Source organism: Nocardioides sp. Z21_20 (genome assembly GCF_059766585.1).
Genome location: NZ_JCBAJX010000006.1, coordinates 107,762 through 129,276, shown reverse-complemented (window position 1 = coordinate 129,276; position 21,515 = coordinate 107,762). Strand labels below are relative to the sequence as shown.

At 73.9% G+C, this 21,515-nt stretch carries 19 protein-coding genes; 14 read left to right on the top strand and 5 right to left on the bottom strand.

Going from position 1 to position 21,515, the window contains the following annotated elements; genetic code table 11:
• Nucleotides 1-111: 111 nt before the first annotated feature.
• Nucleotides 112-822, bottom strand: a complete 711-nt coding sequence (locus tag AC6EH9_RS11820; protein ID WP_498423346.1) for a TIGR03089 family protein — start codon at nt 820-822, stop codon at nt 112-114.
• A 51-nt stretch (nt 823-873) separates the two neighbouring features.
• On the opposite strand from AC6EH9_RS11820, the gene AC6EH9_RS11815 reads away from it, so the two are divergent.
• Nucleotides 874-2,046, top strand: coding sequence for a mannose-1-phosphate guanylyltransferase (locus AC6EH9_RS11815; protein ID WP_498423344.1), 1,173 nt, complete (start codon nt 874-876; stop codon nt 2,044-2,046).
• 53 nt (nt 2,047-2,099) lie between these two features.
• Here the strand turns inward: AC6EH9_RS11815 and AC6EH9_RS11810 are convergent, their stop codons facing one another.
• Genes AC6EH9_RS11810 through cofD form a run of 3 tightly spaced genes read right to left on the bottom strand, consistent with a single transcriptional unit; the run spans nt 2,100 to nt 4,904 of the window.
• A complete protein-coding gene (locus AC6EH9_RS11810) occupies nt 2,100-2,840 on the bottom strand; it encodes a DUF3105 domain-containing protein (protein ID WP_498423342.1) in 741 nt (246 codons plus the stop codon).
• Between the two features lie 40 nt (nt 2,841-2,880).
• Complete coding sequence (gene cofE, locus AC6EH9_RS11805; protein WP_498423340.1) at nt 2,881-3,906, bottom strand: coenzyme F420-0:L-glutamate ligase; 1,026 nt, start codon at nt 3,904-3,906, stop codon at nt 2,881-2,883.
• Complete coding sequence (cofD, locus tag AC6EH9_RS11800) at nt 3,903-4,904, bottom strand: 2-phospho-L-lactate transferase (protein WP_498423338.1); 1,002 nt, start codon at nt 4,902-4,904, stop codon at nt 3,903-3,905. The genes cofE and cofD overlap by 4 nt, the downstream gene beginning before the upstream one ends.
• 285 nt (nt 4,905-5,189) lie before the next feature.
• Here cofD and AC6EH9_RS11795 point away from each other — a divergent pair, with 285 nt between their 5' ends.
• From AC6EH9_RS11795 to AC6EH9_RS11785, 3 genes are all read left to right on the top strand, one after another.
• Nucleotides 5,190-5,405, top strand: coding sequence for a WhiB family transcriptional regulator (locus AC6EH9_RS11795; RefSeq protein WP_498423523.1), 216 nt, complete (start codon nt 5,190-5,192; stop codon nt 5,403-5,405).
• A gap of 68 nt (nt 5,406-5,473) precedes the next feature.
• Nucleotides 5,474-8,416, top strand: coding sequence for a glycosyltransferase family 2 protein (locus AC6EH9_RS11790; RefSeq protein ID WP_498423336.1), 2,943 nt, complete (start codon nt 5,474-5,476; stop codon nt 8,414-8,416).
• Nucleotides 8,413-9,822, top strand: coding sequence for a DUF5719 family protein (locus AC6EH9_RS11785; protein WP_498423335.1), 1,410 nt, complete (start codon nt 8,413-8,415; stop codon nt 9,820-9,822). Before AC6EH9_RS11790 ends, AC6EH9_RS11785 begins: the two co-directional genes overlap by 4 nt.
• Before the next feature lie 120 nt (nt 9,823-9,942).
• Here the strand turns inward: AC6EH9_RS11785 and AC6EH9_RS11780 are convergent, their stop codons facing one another.
• Nucleotides 9,943-10,314 (bottom strand): metallopeptidase family protein, encoded by a 372-nt coding sequence (locus AC6EH9_RS11780; protein ID WP_498423334.1) that lies wholly within the window; start codon nt 10,312-10,314, stop codon nt 9,943-9,945.
• A gap of 163 nt (nt 10,315-10,477) precedes the next feature.
• On the opposite strand from AC6EH9_RS11780, the gene AC6EH9_RS11775 reads away from it, so the two are divergent.
• The 10 genes from AC6EH9_RS11775 (at nt 10,478) to AC6EH9_RS11730 (ending at nt 21,197) form a co-directional block, all read left to right on the top strand.
• Nucleotides 10,478-10,858 carry a DUF3499 domain-containing protein gene (locus AC6EH9_RS11775; RefSeq protein WP_498423332.1) on the top strand — a complete coding sequence of 127 codons (381 nt, stop codon included), beginning with the start codon at nt 10,478-10,480 and terminating at the stop codon, nt 10,856-10,858.
• A gap of 58 nt (nt 10,859-10,916) precedes the next feature.
• Entirely contained in the window at nt 10,917-12,293 is a 1,377-nt protein-coding gene (locus AC6EH9_RS11770) for a phosphomannomutase/phosphoglucomutase (RefSeq protein ID WP_498423330.1), read from the top strand.
• Complete coding sequence (locus AC6EH9_RS11765) at nt 12,290-12,460, top strand: Trm112 family protein (protein WP_498423328.1); 171 nt, start codon at nt 12,290-12,292, stop codon at nt 12,458-12,460. Before AC6EH9_RS11770 ends, AC6EH9_RS11765 begins: the two co-directional genes overlap by 4 nt.
• Nucleotides 12,461-12,477: 17 nt before the next feature.
• Nucleotides 12,478-13,530: an SIS domain-containing protein gene (locus AC6EH9_RS11760; RefSeq protein ID WP_498423326.1), complete on the top strand. Its 1,053-nt coding sequence runs from the start codon at nt 12,478-12,480 to the stop codon at nt 13,528-13,530.
• A 147-nt stretch (nt 13,531-13,677) separates the two neighbouring features.
• Entirely contained in the window at nt 13,678-14,679 is a 1,002-nt protein-coding gene (locus AC6EH9_RS11755; protein ID WP_498423324.1) for a DUF808 domain-containing protein, read from the top strand.
• A gap of 77 nt (nt 14,680-14,756) precedes the next feature.
• On the top strand, nt 14,757-16,202 hold the full coding sequence (gene ahcY / locus AC6EH9_RS11750) for an adenosylhomocysteinase (protein ID WP_498423322.1): 1,446 nt from the start codon (nt 14,757-14,759) through the stop codon (nt 16,200-16,202).
• 58 nt (nt 16,203-16,260) lie between these two features.
• Nucleotides 16,261-16,953: an MtrAB system response regulator MtrA gene (gene mtrA, locus AC6EH9_RS11745; RefSeq protein WP_498423320.1), complete on the top strand. Its 693-nt coding sequence runs from the start codon at nt 16,261-16,263 to the stop codon at nt 16,951-16,953.
• 43 nt (nt 16,954-16,996) lie between these two features.
• On the top strand, nt 16,997-18,595 hold the full coding sequence (mtrB, locus tag AC6EH9_RS11740; protein WP_498423318.1) for an MtrAB system histidine kinase MtrB: 1,599 nt from the start codon (nt 16,997-16,999) through the stop codon (nt 18,593-18,595).
• The gene (locus AC6EH9_RS11735; protein WP_498423316.1) at nt 18,592-20,358 is read left to right on the top strand and encodes an LpqB family beta-propeller domain-containing protein; all 1,767 of its coding nucleotides are present in this window, start codon (nt 18,592-18,594) and stop codon (nt 20,356-20,358) included. The genes mtrB and AC6EH9_RS11735 overlap by 4 nt, the downstream gene beginning before the upstream one ends.
• Nucleotides 20,359-20,423: 65 nt before the next feature.
• Nucleotides 20,424-21,197, top strand: a complete 774-nt coding sequence (locus tag AC6EH9_RS11730) for a ComF family protein (RefSeq protein WP_498423314.1) — start codon at nt 20,424-20,426, stop codon at nt 21,195-21,197.
• Nucleotides 21,198-21,515 lie beyond the last annotated feature (318 nt).

Sequence of the window (21,515 nt, the reverse complement as noted above, 5' to 3'; positions counted from 1 at the left end):
TATGCCCACTGCCACAGCGAAATAACGCTGCGGGAGTGGGCATAACCCCGCGTTACATGGGGGCTGGCGGGGCGCCGGCGCGCGGGCGCCGGAGCGCGGGGGGCGCGCGGGTTAGGGGGCGGGGTAGAGGGCGGTGGCCCGCTCCGCGTCGTACGTCGCGGTACGGCGCGCGGGGTCGGGGTGGGCGACGAGGACCACCGAGCCGGCCTGCGCCAGCGGGCTGAGGAAGCTGAGCAGGCCATCGGCGGACGCCGGGTTGGCGGTGCTCAGCAGCCGGCCGCCGGCCTCGACGAGCCCGGCCTCGCGAGCGCGCGCCCACAGGGCGGCCCAGCCGGCCCCGGCCACGGCGAGGTCGTCGTCGCTCGGCGGGTCCACGGCGGCGAACGCGTCCGGCTGGGACCACACCTCGATCCCGAAGTCGAGCACCGGGCCGGGCACCGGCTCGGCGAAGCGGACGCCGAGGGGCCGCAGCGAGCACGCCACGACGGGGGTCTGCGCGGCCGTGGGGGCCCAGGTCTCCAGCGAGTCCGGGCCGCACACGACCACGTCGGCGGAGCCCTCCCAGACCACCTCGAGCCCGACCGTCCAGGCGGCCCCCAGGAAGACCGTGCCCAGCCAGTGCGTGGGCAGGTCGAGCAGCATCCGGTCGCCGCGCTCCAGGTCGAGCTCCTCGCTGAGCAGCGACGCCGTCTTCGCGACCCAGTTGGCGTACGTCGTCACCGAGAGCTCGACGCGCTCGCCGCTCGCGTCGTCGTAGAACGTCACGAGGGGACGGCCGGGGTCGCGGCGGAGCAGGGCGGTGAGCGTGCTGGTGAAGGTCACCGGCCAAGCCTAGGGGCACCCGTGCGCGAGCCCACGTCTACGCTTCGGCCCATGATGGACGACGCGTCGCTCGACGACTTCTGGGCCGTGATCCCCGCCGGCGGCGCGGGCACCCGGCTCTGGCCGCTCTCCCGGGCCGGGGCGCCGAAGTTCCTGCACGACCTCACCGGCAGCGGGCGCTCCCTGCTCCAGGACACCGTCGACCGGCTGACCCCGCTGGCCGAGGACCGCTTCCTGGTCGTCACGGGCGCCGCCCACCGCGAGGCCGTGCGCGCCCAGCTGCCCGCGCTCCCGGCGCACGCGGTCGTCGCGGAGCCCTCCCCGCGCGACTCGATGGCCGCGATCGGCCTGGCCGCCGCACTGCTCGAGCTCCGGGCGCCCGAGGCAGTGATGGGCTCGTTCGCCGCCGACCACGTGATCACCGACCCGGCGCTCTTCGAGCAGTGCGTACGGCGTGCGGTCGGCGCCGCGCGCGAGGGCTGGCTGGTGACGCTGGGCATCGAGCCGACGCACCCGGCGACCGGCTACGGCTACATCGAGGTGGGTGACCCGCTGCCCGGTCTCGACGCCGCCCGGGCGCTCGGCTTCGTCGAGAAGCCGTCCCTGGAGGTGGCCACGGGCTACCTGGCCTCGGGGACGCGGCGCTGGAACGCGGGCATGTTCGTGGTGCGCCCCACCGTCCTGCTGGACCTGCTGGCCCAGTGGCATCCCGGCTTCGCCGCCGACCTGCGCGCCCTGGCCGCGGCAGCCCACCAGCCCGCGTCTACGCCTGTGCCCGCGCCTGTGCGGGGGAGCGCCGACGCGACCGCGGGTGAGGAGGGGCAGCGGGCGCTGGAGGCCGCCCTGGCGCGCTGGTGGCCAGGGCTGCCCAAGATCGCCCTGGACCACGCGGTCGCCGAGCCCGCGGCCGCCGCCGGGCGGGTCGCCGTCGTCGCGGGTTCCTTCGGCTGGGAGGACATCGGCGACTTCCGCTCCCTCGACGAGCTGCTGCGCGCACCGGGCGAGGAGGTCGCGGTGCTCGGCGAGCGCGCGCTGGTCCACGCGGTCGACGCCAGCGGGCTGGTGGTCCCCGACGGGTCGCGCACGATCGCCGTGGTGGGCCTCGACGACGTGGTGGTCGTGGAGACCCCCGACGCGCTGCTGGTCACCACCCGCGAGCGCGCCCAGGACGTCAAGGCGGTCGTCGCGGCCCTCAAGCATGCGGGCCGCGACGACCTGACCTGACCCGGCTGCCTCGGTCGAGACCGCCGGTCAGGCTGCCCGGTCAAGGCCGCCGATCAGGCGGCGTTGGGCTCGGGGGAGTCCAGGTAGGGGTAGTCGAGCATGAACTTCTCCAGGGCCTCGCCGCTCGGCTCGGCGCAGTACTGCCACACGCCCTTCTGCTTGCCGCTGTCGGGGCTCTCGCCCTCGCCGCCGATCGACCAGTGGGTGAGCGCGATGTGCTTGCCCTCGGGGAACGGCTTGCCGTCCTCCTTGGTCCACGGCACGGCCTTGAACTTGTCGCGGAAGTTCTTGGTGCCCTCGAACTTGGTCGCGATGCCGGTGATGGTGTCCATCGTCTCCTCGTCCGCGGCGGCCGTCTCGTCGTACCAGAGGATCGTGAAGCCGTGCTCGAGGTTGTGCACCATCAGGCCCAGACCGGGGCGGTCGTCGGGGGTGTACATCTTGCGGTCCATGGAGTCCCACTGGTCCCAGTGCTGGCCGAAGGCCGGCGGGGCGTCCTCGTAGGAGATCTCGGTCCCGACCGGGACGTGGTCCTGCTGGCCGACGGCCGGCTTGGTGATGACCTCGTCGCACGTCGTCGCGGAGGCGCCGATGGCGGCGAGGTCCTTCTCCTCGAACTTCTTGCGATCCCACTGGTCCTTGAGCGGCTTGTAGGCGGCCGCGGCCACGATGAGCAGGGCGATGCCGACACAGACGCCGACGATCGCGAAGCCGCGGCGCCGGTCGGCGCGCTTCTGCTGGTTGCGCATCTTGTCGACGACGGCGCGACGATCGTTCTTGGCGGGCTTGACCACGAAAACCAGCTTCCTCGGAGGGGACCTACGAGGGAGGATCCTACGGAGTGCTGTCCAGCGGCTGCAGGAAGACCTCGCCGAGCGCCGGTGCGCCGGCCCGGTCCGCGGCCGACGCAACGGCGAGGGACCAGCCGTGTGCGAAGGCCAGCGCGGACAGCACCGGGCGCATTTCGGGTCCCACGCCCGCCACTCGCAGCCCCGCCCGGTCGGCGGTGTCGAGCGCGGGGTCGTCGACCGGGGCCGCCTCCTGGCCGAGCACCAGCCTGATCGCGGACGCCAGCTCGCCGGCGGCAGCGGGACTGCCGAAGGGCAGGCGGTCTTCGGGGCGACCGGCCAGCGCGCGCACGACCGCCTCGCGGGCGCCGTACCCGAACAGGTCGCCTCCCTCGGCGCGCACCAGCGCCGCGGCGCCCGGGCCGTCGTCGGTGGGCGGCAGCACCAGGTCGTCCCGCCCGCGGACGACCGCGCAGGGCCGGGCGCCGAGCTTGCCCTGGGCGAGCTCCGCGGCACCGGCGATCTCGTCGGCGACGGCCGGGGCGGTGACGGCCAGCGGGTTCCCGTAGGCGTCGACGCGTCCGGCGAAGTCCTCCAGGACCCGCAGGCCGGCCGCGCCGACGGCGATGTCGGTCTGGCCCTCGCGCCAGGCGCGCCCGGCGGTGTCGGTGACGACCACGCCCACGTTGAGCCCGGTGCGGCTGTGGATCTCCGCTCGCAGCCGGCGGGCCGAGGCGTCGGGGTCCAGCGGCAGCAGCACGATCCAGCCGGCCCGCACGTTGGAGGCGTCGATGCCGGCCGCGGCCATGGTCAGCCCGTGCCGGGTCCGGACGATGCTGGTGGGGCCCCGGCGCGCCACCACCCGCACCGTCTCCTCGGCCAGCGCGGAGTCGCGATCGCCCTCGCGCACCCGGCCCTCGGCCTTCGAGACGACCTTGCTGGTGACGACGAGGACGTCGCCCGCGCGCAGGTCGACCGCGGCGAGCAGGGCCGCGGCCAGGTCGCCGCCCGGCTCGATCTCCCCGATCCCGTCGGGCGCGACGACCTCGATGCGGCCGCCCGAGGTCGTCATCGGGTGCCGGCGAGGGCGACGGCGGCCGCCGCCATCGTGGCGGTCGCCTCGGGCGAGGTCATCATCAGCGGGACGGCGCGACACGCGATCCCCGCGGCCTCCACCGACGCGACGTCCGCGGCGTCCGCCTCGTCGACGAGCCAGCCGTCGAGCACCCCGCCCGCCGAGCGGGCGCCGTAGTGGCGCGCCACCGCGGCGGCCGACACCTCGACGCCGATCGCGGTCAGCATCTGCTGGGCCATGCCACGCACGTGGGTGCCGCCGACGATGGGGGACAGGCCGACGACGGGGGCGCTGGTGTCGAGCAGCGCCTCCCGGATCCCGGGAACCCCCAGGATGGTGCCCACCGAGACCACCGGGTTCGACGGGGGCACCAGCACCAGGTCCGCCCCGGTGATCGCCTCGACGACCCCGGGCGCGGGACGGGTGGCCTCGAGCCCGACGAAGACGACGGCCTCGGCCGGCACCTCCGCGCGCAGCCGCACCCAGTACTCCTGGAAGTGCACGACGCGCCGGCCGCTGGGCTCGGCGGCGTCGGCGATCGCGACGTGGGTCTCGACGCGCTCGTCGGTCATCGGCAGCAGCCGCACCCCGGGCTGCCAGCGCCGGCACAGCGCCTCGGTGACCGCGGAGAGGGGATAGCCGGCCTCGAGCATCTGGGTGCGCACCAGGTGGGTGGCCACGTCGCGGTCGCCCAGCCCGAACCAGGTCGGCTCCACGCCGTACGCCGCGAGCTCCTCGCGCACGCTCCAGGTCTCCTCGCGCCGTCCCCAGCCACGCTCGAGGTCGATGCCGTCGCCCAGCGTGTACATCACCGTGTCGAGGTCGGGACAGACCTTGAGGCCGTGCATCCACAGGTCGTCGGCGGTGTTGGCCACGACCGTGACCCGGGCGTCGGGCTCGACCCCGGGGAGCCGGCCCTCGCGGATGCCGTGGAGCAGGCCCTGCAGGAACCGGGCGCCGCCCATGCCGCCGGAGAGGACCGTGATTTCGCGCATGCGGATACCTTGCCGCACAGGGGGCACGGTGGAGTCCAGGGGGGCCTGGACCGGTTGTCCATTACCAGATGCGGGCTTGACTTCCGGTATCCGACAGGCATGTAATTCCAACAGTGTCACTCGTGCTCTCATTGTCTCTGACTGCGAGTCGCAGCCGCAGGGATGAGGGGGGCGTCACATGAGGACGACAAGCGGGGGTTTCCGAGGGCCAGTCCCTTGGCTGGCCGGGTCGAAAGGGCGGAAGCCGTGAGAGAACTGTTTCTCCTCGACGGGGACGCCGAGGACATGGGTTGGCAGGACCGGGCGCTGTGCGCGCAGACGGATCCTGAGGCGTTCTTCCCTGAGAAGGGTGGATCCACCAGGGAGGCCAAGAAGGTCTGCCTGACCTGCGAGGTGCGCGACGACTGCCTCGAGTACGCGCTGATGAACGACGAGCGCTTCGGCATCTGGGGCGGTCTGTCCGAGCGTGAGCGCCGCAAGCTGAAGAAGCAGGCTGTCTGAGCCGCGTCCCTCACAGGGGCGACGGCTCGGCCGCGCCCCTCTGAGGGGCGCGGCTAGGGTGGTCCGACGTGAGTGACGCCGAGAATCATCCCGCCCACGTCACCCTGATCCTGGTGGCCCACGACGGTGCGCGCTGGCTGCCGACGGTCCTCGACGGGGTGCGTGACCAGCGTCGCCGCCCCGACCGCGTGGTCGCGGTCGACACCGGCAGCAAGGACGAGAGCCCCGAGCTGCTGCGCGCCGCCCTGGGTGGCGGCGCCCTGGTGCAGGCACCCGGCTCCACCTCGTTCCCGGCCGCCGTCGAGCTGGGGCTGGCCCACGCCGACTCCACGGCCGAGGGGCGGGCCGGTGCCGAGGAGTGGATCTGGCTCCTGCACGACGACTCCACCCCCGACCCCGGCGCCCTCGAGGCGCTGCTGGCCGCGGCGCAGGCCGACCCGACCGCCGACGTGCTCGGGCCGAAGCTGCGGGAGTGGCCCTCGCTGCGCCGCCTGCTCGAGGTCGGGGTGACGATCTCCGCGACCGGACGACGCGAGAGCGGGCTCGAGCGCGGCGAGTACGACCAGGGCCAGCACGACGAGGTGCGCCAGGTCCTCGCCGTCAACACCGCCGGGATGCTGGTGCGCCGCTCGGTGCTCGAACGGCTCGGCGGGTTCGACGAGCAGCTGCCGATCTTCGGCAACGACATCGACTTCGGCTGGCGCGCCGCCGCCGCCGGGCACCGCACCGTCTGCGTGCCCCAGGCGGTGGTCTTCCACGCCGAGGCCGCGCACCGCGGCGTACGGCGCACGTCGCTGACCGGGCGCCACACCCACTACGCCGAGCGTCGCGCCGCCCTGTTCACGCTGCTGGCGAACTCGCCGCGCCGGGCGCTGGCGTTCCGCACGCTGCGACTCGCGCTGGGCACGCTGCTGAGGATGGTCGGCTTCCTGCTCGTCCGTTCGGTCGGCGAGGCCCTCGACGAGCTGGCCGCCCTGGTCTCCCTCTATCGCCGGCCCGGCCAGATCCGCCAGGCCCGCCGCGCGCGCCGCGAGCTGCAGGGATCGGATCCGGAGCGGGTCCAGCCGCTGCTGGCGCCGCGCTGGCTGCCCTACCGGCACGGGCTGGACTTCGTCAGCGACCTCGCCGCCGCCGCCACCCACCAGGCCGCCGACGTGGCCGAGCGCCGGCGGGCCGCCAGGCTGGAGGCGGAGGGGCCGGCGCCGGTGGCGGCGCAGCACCGCGCCCCGCGCACCCCCAGCGCCGACGAGGAGATGCTGGAGGAGGACTCCGGCCTGGTCGCCCGGTTCCTCACCAACCCGCTCGCGGTCTGCGTGCTGCTCTTCGTGGTGCTGGCCGTGGTGGGCGCCCGCGAGGCCCTCGGGTCGATCGGCGGTGGCGCGCTCTCCCCGGCTCCCGACGGGGCCAGGGACTGGTGGCGGCTGTACCTGGAGTCCTGGCACCCGCTCGGCCTGGGCACCGACGTGCCCGCCCCGCCGTACCTGCTGCCGCTCGCGCTCGGCGCCACCCTGCTGCTCGGCCACGCCGGCGCCGTGGTGTCGCTGCTGATGCTGGGCGCCGTCCCGATGGCGATGTGGGGGGCCTGGCGGTTCCTGCGGGTGGTCTCCCGGCTGGTCGACCCGCGGATGCCGTCCCGGTGGGTGCTGGCCTGGGGCGCGGCGACGTACGCCCTGGTGCCGGTCACCAGCGGCGCGTGGAGCGAGGGCCGGCTCGGCACGGTGGTCACCGCCGTCGTGCTGCCGTGGCTGGCCCACGCCGCCCTCGGCTTCGCCGACCCCGACGCCGACCGTCGCTGGCGAGCGGCGTGGCGCACCGGGCTGCTGCTGGCGCTGGCCGCCTCCTTCGCCCCGGTGACCTGGCCCTTCGCCGCGCTGCTGTGCCTGGCGGTGCTGGGAGCCGGCTTCGCGCTGGCCCCGCGCGCGATGCGCGACCGGTCGGTCTGGGCGCCGCCCGTGGTGGCGCTGCTGGTGGTCCTGGTGCTCCTGCTGCCCTGGCTGGTGCCGTTGTTCGGCACCGGGTCGTTGGCCGGCCTGCTGCTCGAGGCGGGGCGCCTTCCCGTGGCCGACATCGACGGGTTCCGGCTGCTGGTCGGGGCCGCCGCCGACCAGAGTGCTCCGTGGGTGCTCGGCGCCCTGGTCGGGGTGCTGGCGGTCGCCGCCCTGCTCGCCCGGCGGGCCAGGGCCGCGGTGGTGGTCTGCTGGATCGTCGCCCTGGTCGCGGCCGTCGTCGCGGCCCTGCTCAGCCGGGTGCGCCTGGACCTGGCCACCGCGGACACCGGCCCGAGCCTGGGGCTGTTCGTCGTCGTGCTGCAGGGCGCGGGGGTCGTCGCCGCGTCGCTGGCCGGACAGGACCTGGTGCGCGCGGTGCGGGCGACCCGCGAGCCCGCCGGCGGTGCGAGGCTGCGCATCGGCGCGGTCCGGGCCGGCGCGCTGGTGGCGGCCGTGGCCGCGCTGGTCGTGCCGCTGGGCGGGCTCGGCTGGTTCCTGGTGTCGGCCCCCGACGCCCTCGACGAGGACGCCGAGGCCGACATCCCCGTCTACATGCGTCAGAGCGCGCTGCGGGGCCCCGAGCACGGGGTCCTCGTGGTGCGCGGCAGCGTCGAGGACGGGCTGACCTACCGGGTGCTGCGCGAGGACGGGACGACGCTGGGGGAGGACGAGATCCTCGCCCTCGCCGACGAGGACGCCGCGTTCACCGACACCGTCACGGACCTGGCGTCGCGACCGACCGCGGAGGTGGTCGACGAGCTCGCGGACTCCGGCATCGAGTACGTCGTACTGCCCTCGCCCGCGGACGGCCGGATCGCCGCCACCCTGGACGCGTCCGAGGGCCTGGTCCAGGCCAGCGCCGAGGATCGCTCGACGCGGGCGTGGGAGGTCGCCGAGGAGCCCTCGACCGATGCGGTGCAGGGCTCCGACTCGTGGCTGCGGCCCGCGCTGCTCGTCCTCCAGGGGCTGGCGCTGCTGGTGGTCGCCGTGCTGTGCGGACCGACCCGGAAGGACAAGCGATGAACCACCTCCCACCCGAGGCCACCCACCCGGACTCCGCTCACCGGGCGGCTGCCCGGGGCGGTCGTCGGATCCACCCCCTCACCGTGCTGGCGGTGCTGGTGCCGGTGCTCACCGTGGCGGTCCTGACGCTGGTGCGGAGCCCCGACTCCGCGGCCGACGCGGACCGGGAGCCCTCGCGCACCCCGTTGACCGCCACCGCGCTGGCCTGCCCCTCGGGGCTGGGCGCGGGCGACCAGGTCAGCGTGGCCAACGTCGAGGGCGCGACCGGGGAGGTCGCGCTGCGCGGCCCCGGCGAGAGGGACGCGCTGCTGCTGCGCAAGCGGCTGGCGACCACGCGCATCGACATCGACGAGCCGGTGGTCGTGCGAGGCACCGACGAGCTGGCGCCGGGTCTGTTGGCCGGCGTCGAGGCGGCGCGCGGGCGGGCGGCCGCGGTCCAGTGCCTGCCCCCCGAGCCGACCCAGTGGTTCACCGGCCTCGGCGCCGGCGCCGCCCACGCGTCGGTGCTCGAGTTGGTCAACCCCGACGCGGGACCGGCGGTCGCCGACATCACGGTCCTGGGAGAGAACGGCGTCCTGGACGTGCCCGCGCTGCGCGGGGTGACGGTGCCCGGAGGCACGTCGGTGAGCCTCGACCTGGCCGCGGTGGTACCCGAGCGCGACGAGCTCGCGCTGCGGGTGCTCACCTCGCGCGGGCGGCTGTCCGGCCACGTCCGTGACGAGATCGACGAGCTCGGCGGCGGGGTGCGCAGCGAGGACTGGCTGGCCTCGCAGCGCGAGCCGGCCGTTGCGAACCTTCTGCTCGGCCTGCCCGGCGGCTCCGGTGCGCGCACCCTGGCGGTGGCCAACCCCGGCGACGACGAGGTCCGCGTCAGCGTGAAGGTGCTCACCGAGGAGAGCTCGTTCGCCCCGGTCGGCGTCGAGGACGTGCGGGTGGCGCCGCAGAGCGTGGCCACCGTCGAGCTCGACGGGGTCGTGGCGCGCGAGGTCGAGGCGGGGGCGCGGGGACTGCTGGTGACGTCCAGCGCCCCGGTCACCGCGACGCTGCGCTCCGTGGTCGGTGACGACCTCTCGCACGCCGTCGCCGCGCAGTCGTGGCAGGAGTCGGGGATCGTGCTGCCCGAGGGCGGCTCCCGGCTGGTGCTCGGCGCGGACGGCGTCGGCACGGCGCGGGTGCGCACCTGGGACGCCGCCGGTCGTCGGCTGACCTCGAAGCGGGTGGAGGTGGCGCCCGGCCGCGCGTCATCGGTGGCGTTGCCCGCCGCCGCGGCGATGCTGCGGGTCACCGCCGAACGCGCCCGGGTCTCCGGGGCGGTGCTGGCCCAGGACGGGGGCGCGGTGTCGCTGGTGCTGCGTCCGCTGGTGCTCGACGGACTGGTCCCCGCGGTCACGCCGGCGCTGCAGTAGCCGCCGGCGCCGCTGCGCGCCGTACTGGCCACACGAAACCCGTACTTCCCACGTGTTCCTTCACGTGGGAAGTGCGGGTTTCACGAGTTAACTCGTGAAAGCCCAGCCGCGGGAGCCCGGCTACCCCTCGCCCTCGTAGCGCGGGTCGACGTCCTCCGCGTCGATGCCGAGCAGCTCGGCCACCTGCTCCACGACGATCGTGAGCAACATCGCCTCGAGCTCCGCGCGCCCCTCGCAGCGGTGCTCGATCGGGCGGCGGAAGAGCACCAGCCGGGTCGGCTCCTCGCCGGTGCCGCGCACCAGGGAGGAGAGCGGCACGGTGTCGGGCTGCCAGTCGTCGGGGATCTGGGGGGCGTCCTCCACGGCGTACTCGACGACGCCGAGACGGTCCTGCCAGCGCTGGTCGACCTCGGTGACGATGCTCAGGGCCAGGTCGTCGAACCGCTCGCGCCGGCTCCGACCGGCGGGCCGGCCCGGGAGCTGGGGGAGCACGCCGGGGCCTCGCGCGCCGCGCCCACGCCGGTCGCGCGAGCGTCCACGCGGACCGGCGGGGGAGGGCGTCGTGCGCTCGTGCGGCGAAGGCGACAGAGGCGGGACCGGGTCCATGCCCGCGAGCCTAATCCGGTCCGGGGGCGGCGAGGGGTACCTTCGTCGCGTGAACCCCGCCCGTCGATGCTCGCGTACCGCCTGTGGCCGCGCTGCGGTGGCCACGTTGACCTACGTGTACGCCGATCAGACGGCCGTGCTGGGCCCCCTGGCCACCTATGCCGAGCCGCACGCCTACGACCTGTGCGAGCAGCACAGCGAACGACTCTCCGCGCCCCGCGGATGGGACGTGCTGCGCCTGGCTCGCGACACCAGCGAGGCCGGACCCTCCGGTGACGACCTGCTCGCGCTGGCCGACGCCGTGCGTGAGGCCGGCCGTCCGGCTCCGCCTACCGCGGCCGGACCCACCGGGCTGTCGGCGCAGATCGGCGGGGAGCACGGCCGCGAGACCGGTCGCCGCGGACACCTGCGCATCCTCACCTCCGACTGACCTGGCCCGCGAGCCGCGCCGGGCCAGCGCGAGCGCGCGGACCGCTAGGCTCAGCCCCATGTCGCCGACCAGCACCCTCGATCCCGAGAACCTCGCCGCGATCTTCAAGGCCTACGACGTCCGGGGCACCGTCCCCGACCAGCTCGACGAGGAGCTGGCGCGACGCACCGGAGGCGCCTTCGTCCAGGTGACGGGGGCACCGCAGGTCGTGGTCGGCTACGACATGCGGCCCAGCTCGCCGGGGATGGCGCGCGCCTTCGCGGAGGGCGCCAGCGCCGCCGGCGCCGACGTCGTGCTGATCGGGCTCGCCTCCACAGACGAGCTGTACTTCGCCTCGGGCCATCTCGGCCAGGCCGGGGCGATGTTCACCGCCAGCCACAACCCGGCGCAGTACAACGGCATCAAGATGTGCCGGGCCCACGCCGTGCCGATCGGCATGGAGACCGGGCTCGCGCAGATCCGGGACACGGTCGCCGCGGGCGAGGTCGCCGCCGCGGCGACCCCGGGCACCATCACCGAGCAGGACGTGCTCGACGCCTACGTCGCCCACCTGCTCACCCTGGCCCCGGTGCGTGGACGCCGCCTCAAGGTCGTGGTCGACGCCGGGAACGGGATGGCCGGCCTGACCGCGCCCGCCGTCTTCGAGGCGCTCGGCGACACGGTCGAGCTGGTGCCGATGTACTTCGAGCTGGACGGGTCCTTCCCCCACCACGAGGCCAACCCGATCGAGGCGGCCAACCTGGTCGACCTGCAGCAGCGGGTGCTCGCCGAGGGGGCCGACATCGGGCTCGCCTTCGACGGCGACGCCGACCGGTGCTTCCTGGTCGACGAGCAGGGCCGGGCGGTCTCCCCGTCCACGCTGACCGGACTGATCGCGGCGCGCGAGCTCGCCCGCGAGCCCGGCTCGACCGTGATCCACAACCTGATCACCAGCCGTTCGGTGCCGCAGATCGTCACCGAGCTGGGGGGCACGCCGGTGCGCACCCGGGTGGGCCACTCCTACATCAAGGCCACGATGGCCGAGACCGACGCCATCTTCGGTGGGGAGCACAGCGGGCACTTCTACTTCCGCGACTTCTGGCGCGCCGACTCCGGGATGCTCGCCGCGCTGCACGCCATGGCTGCGCTCGCCGAGAGCGACGGCACCCTCAGCGAGCTGCTCGGCCAGTACGAGCGGTTCGTCGCCTCGGGTGAGATCAACACCACGGTCGCCGACCAGGCGGCGGTGCTGGCGGAGCTCGAGGCGTCGTGGACCGGGGACGGGATCACCAGCGACAAGCTGGACGGGCTGACCGTGGAGCACCACGACTGGTGGTTCAATGTGCGGGCCTCCAACACCGAACCGCTGCTCCGGCTCAACGCCGAGGGCAAGGACGAGGCGACCATGACCCGCATCCGCGACGAGGTGCTCGCGGTGATCAGGAGAGACGCATGAACCTGGACCCCAAGCTGCTGGAGATCATCGTCTGCCCGGCGTGCCACGCCGACCTGCGCCCCGAGGAGGCGGCCGGCGAGCTGGTCTGCACCGGCTGCGGCCTGGCCTACCCGGTGCGCGACGACATCCCGGTGCTGCTGGTCGACGAGGCACGTAAGCCGGACTGAGCGGACGGGGCGAGGGCGTGGGCATCTGGTTCGACGAGTCCCGGCTGGACGACCAGTCGGTGCTCGAGCTGCACGACGGCGTGCTGCGCCGTCTGGCCGAGTCCGGCGCCCGGGTGCGCCGCGAGAGCGACGAGGCGGCGGCGGCGATCCTGGACGCGGTGGAGCGCATCGGCGACCAGCGCCCCCGCGCGATCGTCGCCGCGGGGCCGGACTCGAGGCTGCTGCGCGCGGTGCTCGAGCCGTGGTGCCCGGTGCCGTTCGTGGCCTGGCCCGCCCCCGGCCTCCCGGGCTGGGCCGGCAGCCTCGACCTGGTCGTGATGCTGTGCCCGGAGGGCTCCGACGTCGGCTCCGCGTCGGCCGTGGCGGAGGCGGTGCGTCGCGGCTGCCAGGTCGTGGTCGCCTGCCCCGAGCGCTCGATGGTCGCCGAGCACGCCGCCGGTCGCTACAGCACGGTGCTGCCCACCGTCACCGGTGACCAGCTGGCCACCGCGGTGGTCATGCTCGACTTCCTCGACCGGGTCTCGCTGGGCCCCAGCGCGAACCCGCAGACCGTCGCCGAGGCGCTCGACGCGGTGGCGATCCGGTGCGCGCCGCTGCGCGATCTCGCCGTGAACCCCGCGAAGATGCTGGCCATCGCGCTCGCCGACACCGTCCCGCTGGTGTGGGGCGGCTCGGTGCTCGCCGCGCGTGCCGCACGCCGGGTGGCGGAGTCGATCCGGCGCGCCAGCGGGCGCACCGCCCTGGCCGGCGACGCCGAGCACCTGCTCCCGGTGCTGGAGGTCACCCGCGAGCGCGACGTCTTCGCCGACCCTTTCAGTGACCCGGGCGCCGACGGGACCGGCGAGATGCGCCCCGTCCTGGTCGTGCTCGACGACGGCTCCGAGGACCCGGCGGTGCGCGAGCAGCGCGGCCGGCTCCAGGCGGCCGCGCAGAGCCGCGGCATCCGCGTGGAGACGCTGACCTCGGGGCTCGCGGACGCCGAGGAGTGCGAGGTGTCGCGCTACGCCTCCCTGGTGCTGCAGGGCACGTACGCCGCGGAGTACCTGCGCGCCGGCCTGGCCGAGGACTGAGCACCGGCGGCGCGGTCTCGAGGAGACGATCGTCGGGCCTCGCGAGGGCGGCTAGGCTTTGCCGGTGACGACGAAAAGGCGCGACCCGCGCACCGCTGACGCCGCCCCGCTGCCGGGAGCCACCCTCCGCACCCGCGAGGGCCGGCGATGAGCGGCGGCCTGTTCGCGCTGCTCGACGACGTGGCGGTCCTCGCCCGTCTGGCAGCGGCCTCGATCGACGACGTCGGGGCGGCCGCGGGCCGCGCCAGCGCCAAGGCCGCCGGCGTGGTCATCGACGACACGGCCGTCACCCCGCAGTACGTGCACGGACTGGCCGCCGAGCGCGAGCTGCCGATCATCAAGCGGATCGCCACCGGCTCACTGCGCAACAAGCTGGTCTTCATCCTGCCGGTCGTGCTGCTGCTCAGCGAGTTCCTGCCCTGGCTGCTGACCCCGATCCTGATGGCCGGCGGCACCTTCCTGTGCTACGAGGGCGCGGAGAAGATCTGGGGGAAGATCGCCGGCCACGAGGCGCACCCCGAGGAGCTGGCAAGCGAGATCAGCCCCGAGCGCGAGAAGGCGATGGTGGCCGGTGCCGTGCGCACCGACCTGATCCTCTCGGCCGAGATCATGGTGATCGCCCTCAACGAGGTCGCCGACGAGGCCTTCTGGTCGCGCGCGATCATCATGGTCGTCGTCGCCCTGGGCATCACCGTGCTCGTCTACGGCGTGGTCGCGCTGATCGTGAAGATGGACGACGTCGGGCTGCGCCTGACCACCCGCAGTTCCAGCATGGCCAAGAAGGTCGGCCACGCGCTGGTCAAGGGGATGCCGCGGCTGCTGAGCGCGATCTCGATCGTCGGCACCGCGGCCATGCTCTGGGTCGGCGGACACATCCTCCTGGTCGGGGTCGACGAGCTGGGCTGGCACCCGCCCTACGAGCTCGTGCACCACCTCGAGGAGCTGGCCCACGACCTCGTTCCCGCGATCGGCGGGCTGCTGGGCTGGCTGGCCAACACGGCGGCCTCGGCCGTGATCGGCCTGGTGGTCGGTGCCGTGGTGGTGGCGGTGCTCACGCCGTTCGGGATCGGTCACGGCTCCAAGACCAAGCACGACGAGGCTCCGGCCGGCCACGGCGAGGATTCTTCCGCCCAGCCGGGTTCGCCCTAATCTGGAGCGCACGTCATCTGAGGCGCCCGTCGGTCTCCGCCGCGCGCTGCAGCCAGCATCGCCTTAAGGGGAGATCCATGGACTACAAGGTCGCAGACCTGAGTCTGGCCGACTACGGCCGGACCGAGATCACGCTCGCCGAGCACGAGATGCCGGGCCTGATGGCCATGCGTGAGCGCTACGGCAAGGACAAGCCGCTCGCGGGCGCCCGCATCGCCGGCTCGCTGCACATGACCGTGCAGACCGCGGTGCTCATCGAGACCCTGGTCGACCTCGGCGCCGAGGTCCGCTGGGCCTCGTGCAACATCTTCTCGACGCAGGACCACGCCGCCGCGGCGATGGTGGTGGGCCGTGAGGGCACCCCGGAGAACCCGCAGGGCGTCCCGGTCTTCGCCTGGAAGGGCGAGTCGCTGGAGGAGTACTGGTGGTGCACCCAGCAGATCCTGCTGTGGCCCGGCGGCGAGTTCGCGAACATGATCCTCGACGACGGCGGTGACGCCACGATGCTGGTCCACCTCGGCCTCGAGGCGGAGAAGACCGGCCAGGCCCCGGACCCGGCCAGCGCGAAGAGCGTCGAGCAGAAGGTCGTCTTCGAGGTCCTCCAGGCCTCGCTCGCCGAGAGCACGGACCGGTGGACCAAGGTCGCCGGCGAGCTGCGCGGCGTCACCGAGGAGACCACCACCGGCGTGCACCGCCTCTACGACATGATGCGCGAGGGCTCGCTGCTCTTCCCGGCCATCAACGTCAACGACTCGGTCACCAAGTCGAAGTTCGACAACCGCTACGGCTGCCGCCACTCGCTCATCGACGGCATCAACCGCGCCACCGACGTGCTGATCGGCGGCAAGGTCGCGGTGGTCTGCGGCTACGGCGACGTCGGCAAGGGCTGCGCCGAGTCGCTGCGCGGCCAGGGCGCCCGGGTCATCGTCACCGAGATCGACCCGATCTGCGCGCTGCAGGCCGCGATGGACGGCTACCAGGTCTCCACCCTGGAGGACGTCCTCGACGTCGCCGACATCGTCATCACCGCGACCGGCAACAAGGACGTCGTGTCCGCCGAGCAGATGTCGCGGATGAAGCACCAGGTCATCATCGGCAACATCGGTCACTTCGACAACGAGATCGACATGGCCGGTCTGGAGTCGTGGCCCGGTGTGGTGCGCAAGAACGTCAAGCCGCAGGTCGACCTGTTCAGCTTCCCGGCCGCCGACGGCCGCGACGGCCACACGGTGATCATCCTCTCCGAGGGCCGGCTGCTGAACCTCGGCAACGCGACCGGTCACCCGTCGTTCGTGATGTCGAACTCGTTCACCAACCAGGTGCTGGCGCAGATCGAGCTCTTCACCAAGCCCGAGGAGTACCCGGTCGGCGTCTACGTGCTGCCCAAGCACCTGGACGAGGAGGTCGCTCGCCTGCACCTCGACGCGCTGGGCGTGAGGCTCACGACCCTCAGCGAGGAGCAGGCGTCCTACCTCGGGCTCGACGTGTCCGGTCCCTTCAAGCCGGACCACTACCGGTACTGACCGCCTGCGGGCAACCGGCCGCAGGCACATCCGCAGCTCGGTGAGGGAAGAAACCAGCATGAACGACTTCACGCCGCGGGGGCGCGTCCTCGTCGTCGACGACGACGCGTCCCTCGCGGAGATGCTGTCGATCGTCCTGCGGCAGGAGGGCTTCGACAGCCGGGTCTGCCTGCGCGGGGACCAGGCCCTGGCAGAGTTCCGCGACTACCGCCCGGACGTGCTGCTGCTGGACCTGATGCTCCCGGGCAAGGACGGCATCGACGTCTGCAAGGAGGTCCGCGCCGAGTCCGGCGTGCCGATCGTGATGCTGACGGCCAAGGGCGACACCGTCGACATCGTGGTCGGGCTGGAGTCGGGCGCCGACGACTACGTCGTGAAGCCCTTCAAGCCCAAGGAGCTGGTGGCGCGGATCCGGGCCCGGGTGCGTCGACTCGACACACCCAGCCCGGAGACCCTCACCGTCGGCGACCTGACCATCGACGTGGCCGGGCACTCGGTGACCCGCGACGGCGCGCCGATCAACCTGACCCCGCTGGAGTTCGACCTGCTGGTCTGCCTGGCGCGCAAGCCCTGGCAGGTCTTCAGTCGTGAGGTGCTGCTGGAGCAGGTCTGGGGCTACCGCCACGCGGCCGACACCCGGCTCGTCAACGTCCACGTGCAGCGCCTGCGCTCGAAGGTCGAGCACGACCCGGAGAACCCCGAGATCGTGCTGACCGTGCGCGGCGTCGGCTACAAGGCCGGCGGCGCCTGAGCGGATCCCCCCGTTCAGCCGCGCGACCTGTCACCCTTGCGTCATGGCTGCGCGCATCCCTCCCGCCGTACGGCGGGGGCTGACGTTCTGGCGCCGCTCCATCCAGGCGCGCGTCGTGGCGAGCACCGTCCTGCTCTCCGCGGCCGTGGTCGGCGTGGTGGGGTGGTTCCTGCTCCAGCAGACCCGTGAGGGGCTGCTGGACCAGCGCGTCGAGCAGGTGCTGGCCGAGGCGGCCAACGAGACCGACGAGGCCGCGCAGCGGTTGGCGGCGGTGCCCGGCACCGACATCGACGTCGCCGGCCAGCGCTCCCAGTTGGTGGAGCCGATCATCCTGCGCGGGGCCGGCCGCGGCTTCAGCGTGGTGCTCGCGCCCCCCGCCGCCCCGGCCGGCGACCTCGCGGAGGCGGGTGCCCTGCGCACCCAGGGGCTGAGCCCGGGCAGCGTGCCCACGTCGCTGCAACGCCACTTCCAGGGCGGTGGGGACACGGCCTGGACCTACACCCGGATCACCAGCACCGACGAGGCCGGCGCGACCACCAGCGGCCCCGGCGTCGCGGTCGGCTCGCAGGTCATCCTGCCGGCCGACGGAGAGACCTACACGCTCTACTACCTGTTCCCGCTCACCGAGCAGGAGGAGACCCTCAGCCTGGTCACCCGGGCCCTGCTGACCGCGGCCGGGCTGCTGCTGGTCTTCGTGGCCGGGTTGACCTGGCTGGTGACCCGCCAGGTGGTGGCCCCGATCCGACTCGCCCGGCAGGTGGCCGAGCGGCTGGCCTCGGGGCAGCTGCAGGAGCGGCTCAAGGTCACCGGGGAGGACGACCTGGCGCGACTGGCGACCTCGTTCAACCAGATGGCCTCCAACCTCCAGCGCCAGATCCGCCAGCTCGAGGAGCTCAGCCGGATGCAGCGCCGCTTCGTCTCGGACGTCTCCCACGAGCTGCGCACCCCACTGACCACCGTGCGGATGGCCAGCGACGTCCTGCACGACGCCCGCGAGGACTTCGACCCGGTCACCGCGCGCGCCGCGGAGCTGCTGCAGCAGGAGCTCGACCGGTTCGAGATGCTGCTGGTGGACCTCCTCGAGATCAGCCGCTTCGACGCGGGCGCCGCGGTGCTCGAGCTCGAGGACGTGGACCTGGTCGACGTCGCGCAGCGGATCGTCGACACCCTCCAGCCGCTGGCGCGCCAGCGCGGCACCCGGGTGATCGTGCAGGCACCGCAGGAGCCCTGTCTCGCGGAGGCGGACGTACGGCGCGTGGAGCGGATCGTGCGCAACCTGGTGACCAACGCCATCGACCATGCCGAGACCGGAGACATCGTGGTGCATGTGGCCGGAGACGACCATGCGGCGGCCATCGCCGTACGCGACCACGGGGTGGGCCTGGCGCCGGGGGAGCCGGCGCTGGTCTTCAACCGCTTCTGGCGCGCGGACCCGGCCCGAGCCCGCACCAGCGGCGGCACCGGGCTCGGCCTCTCGATCGCGTTGGAGGACACCCACCTGCACGGGGGCTGGCTCCAGGCCTGGGGCCGCTCGGGCGAGGGCGCGCAGTTCCGGCTGACGCTGCCTCGCCGGGCCGGCACCACCCTCGGCCAGAGCCCGCTGCCGCTGGTTCCGCTGCCGGACGTGGAGCGTGCGCGATGACCGGACCTGGTCGTCTGCGAGGTCGTCGCCTCGCCATGGCGCTGCTGCTGGTGGGGATCACCGCGCTGCTCAGCGGGTGCGTCACCCTGCCGGAGAGCGGTCCGGTCCGCGAGGGCGACGCCGAGACGCAGGGCGCCGACGTGCCCGGGATCAGCTACGAGCCCCGGCCGCCGCAGCCCGGCGAGTCGGCGGCCGAGATCGTCAGCCACTTCATGGAGGCGATGACCGCCACCCCCGTCCAGACCGGGGTGGCGCGCAAGTTCCTCACCCAGGACGCCCGCAGCGTCTGGAACCCCGAGCTGGAGACGATCCTGTACGAGGACGCGGGGACCCCGCGTGGCTCCGGCGTCCTCGAGGTCGAGCTGAGCGGGGCCCACCACCTGAACTCGCGCGGAGCCTGGCTGGGTGCGCTGCCCCGCGAACGCCGCACCCTGCGGTTCACCATGGCGGTCGAGGACGGGGAGTGGCGCATCGCCAACGCGCCGAACGCGCTGGTCGTGCCCACGTCGTGGTTCGAGCAGAGGTTCCGCCAGGTCTCGCTGTTCTTCCTCGACCAGAGCGCGCGGATCCTGGTGCCCGAGCCGGTCTTCGTGCCGCGCGGGGACCAGCTGGCCACCACGCTCACCCGGGGGCTGGTCAACGGCCCCGGGCCGGGGCTGGCGCAGGTCTCGCGCACCTTCTTCCCGGCCGGCACCCGCTGGGAGCTGTCGGTCCCGGTGAGCAACGCCGGGATGGCGGAGGTCTCCCTGCAGGGGGAGCCGGGGGCGCTGACCCCGGAGGGGGCCGAGCTGGTCATGGCCCAGCTGGCCTGGACGCTGCGACAGGTGCCGACGATCCGCTCGATCCGCCTGCTCGTGGGTGGCGAGCCGGTCGCCACCCCCAACGGGGCGACCGAGTTCCCCGTCACCTACGGCACCGAGGTCGATCCCACCGTGCTCACCGCCAGCGCCCAGGTCTTCGGACTGCGCGAGGGCCGGGTCGTGCTGGCGACGCCGGACGCCGACGACGAGAGGCTGGACGGGCCCCTGGGAGCGCCGGGAGCCCGGTTGCGCGACTTCGCCGTGGACCTGCAGGCCACGCACGTCGCCGGCATCAGCCGCGACGGCAGCCGGGTACTGCTGGCCTCGCTGAACGAGCACAGCCCGGTCACCACGGCGGTCGTCGGCGCGCGCGACCTGCTGAAGCCCGCCTGGGACTTCGCCGACCGGCTCTGGCTGGTCGACCGGACCGGACGGGGCGCGGAGGTGTCGGTGCTGGTCGGCGATCGGCGGCGCGTCGTCGATGTGCCCGGCATCAGCGGGCGCCGGGTCAGTGACTTCGTCGTCTCGCGCGACGGCAGCCGCCTGGTCGTGGTCATCGACTCCGCGGCCGGCGACTCGGTGATGGTCAGCCGGATCATCAGCGACGAGCGCGGCCGGGTGCTGCGCGCCGCCCCGGCCGATCGCATCGGCTGGCCGCGCGACGAGGCGCTCGACATCCGCGACATCGGGTGGCGCACCCCCACCGCGCTCGCCCTCGCCCACGTGGTCACCCAGGACCTGGCCGAGATCCGGACCATCTCGGCCGACGGCTCCCCGGGAAGCCTGGAGGACCAGGTGGCGCCGATCCTGCTGCGCGAGGACGTCCGGCGGCTGATCAGCTCGCCGGACCTGACCGAGGAGCTCTACGTGGCCACCACCGCCGGGGTCTTCGACCTCAGCGACCGGGAGCGGGGCACCACCACCATCGACCCGGCGATCACCGCGCTGAGCTACGTGGGCTGAGGGATCGCGGGCGTCCTCCACAGGGCCGGCCGCGGGCCTTGCCAGCGCGGCCCCGGCGGGCTGCGATGGCCGCTGTGATCGATGCCGCGGCCGACCTGCTCACCGGCTCCTCGTGCGTGGGCTGCGGGCGACCCGGCAGGCTGCTGTGCCGGGCCTGCGCCGCGGCGCTCCCCGATCGCCCGTTCCCGGCCTGGCCGACCCCGGTGCCGCCCGGTCTCGCCCCGCCGTGGGCGGCCGCGGAGTACGACGCCGCGGTGCGCGAGATGGTGATCGGACACAAGGAGCACCGGCGGCTTGCCCTGCGCCCGCACCTGGCCCGGCTGCTGGCGCTCGCGGTCCACGGCGCGCTCGCCTGCGCGACCGGACCGGTGGTGCTGGTGCCGGTGCCCTCGCGCCGGGCCACGGTGCGGGCCCGGGGGCACGAGCCCACCTGGGCTCTGACCCGCGATGCGGCGCGCGTGCTGCAGGGCGACGGGCTCGCGGTTGCGGCGCGCCGGGTGCTCGCCGTACGGCGCGGCGTGCTCGACCAGGCGGGGCTGGGGGCCCAGGCCCGTGCGGCGAACCTGGCCGGCTCGCTGTGCTGCCCCACGCCCGCGCTGCGCCGACTGGGCAGGCAGCATCCGCGCGCGTGCCTGGTGGTGTGCGACGACGTGCTCACCACCGGTGCCACCGCGCGCGAGGCGCAGCGGGCACTGGAGGCGGTCGGGCTCAGCGTCCTCGGCGTCGCCGCGGTCGCGGCCACCCGCCGTCGGCACCCGCCGCGCCTCGGCGAAGGCCCTGCAGAGGTGCCCGGCGAGGGACCCGTACGGCGTGGTGACGACGGTCACCGACCACATTGAGACACCCCTCCTTTCTTCCGTCAGGCCGACGGACTAACGTCACGTCATGGAGTCCGTCCGGGTCCGTGGTTGCGTCACTGGGACGCTTCGGGTCTGCCCGGACGTCAGGTGGCAAGCCGATGCCAGTCGCAGGCGAAACGGCCCACGTAAGGCCCGCACGCGCACCTCGTCCCTGCGGGGGTCCGAGGTGATCGGGCAGCTGATCACGGTGCGGCTTAGAAGTAAGTCCTGCCTCGCCCCCGCCGTCAGATACGGCGACGGGCGGGAGAAGGTGGGTAGTGGCATCAAGCTGCGAGAACCTCAGCAGGCGATTGTGGG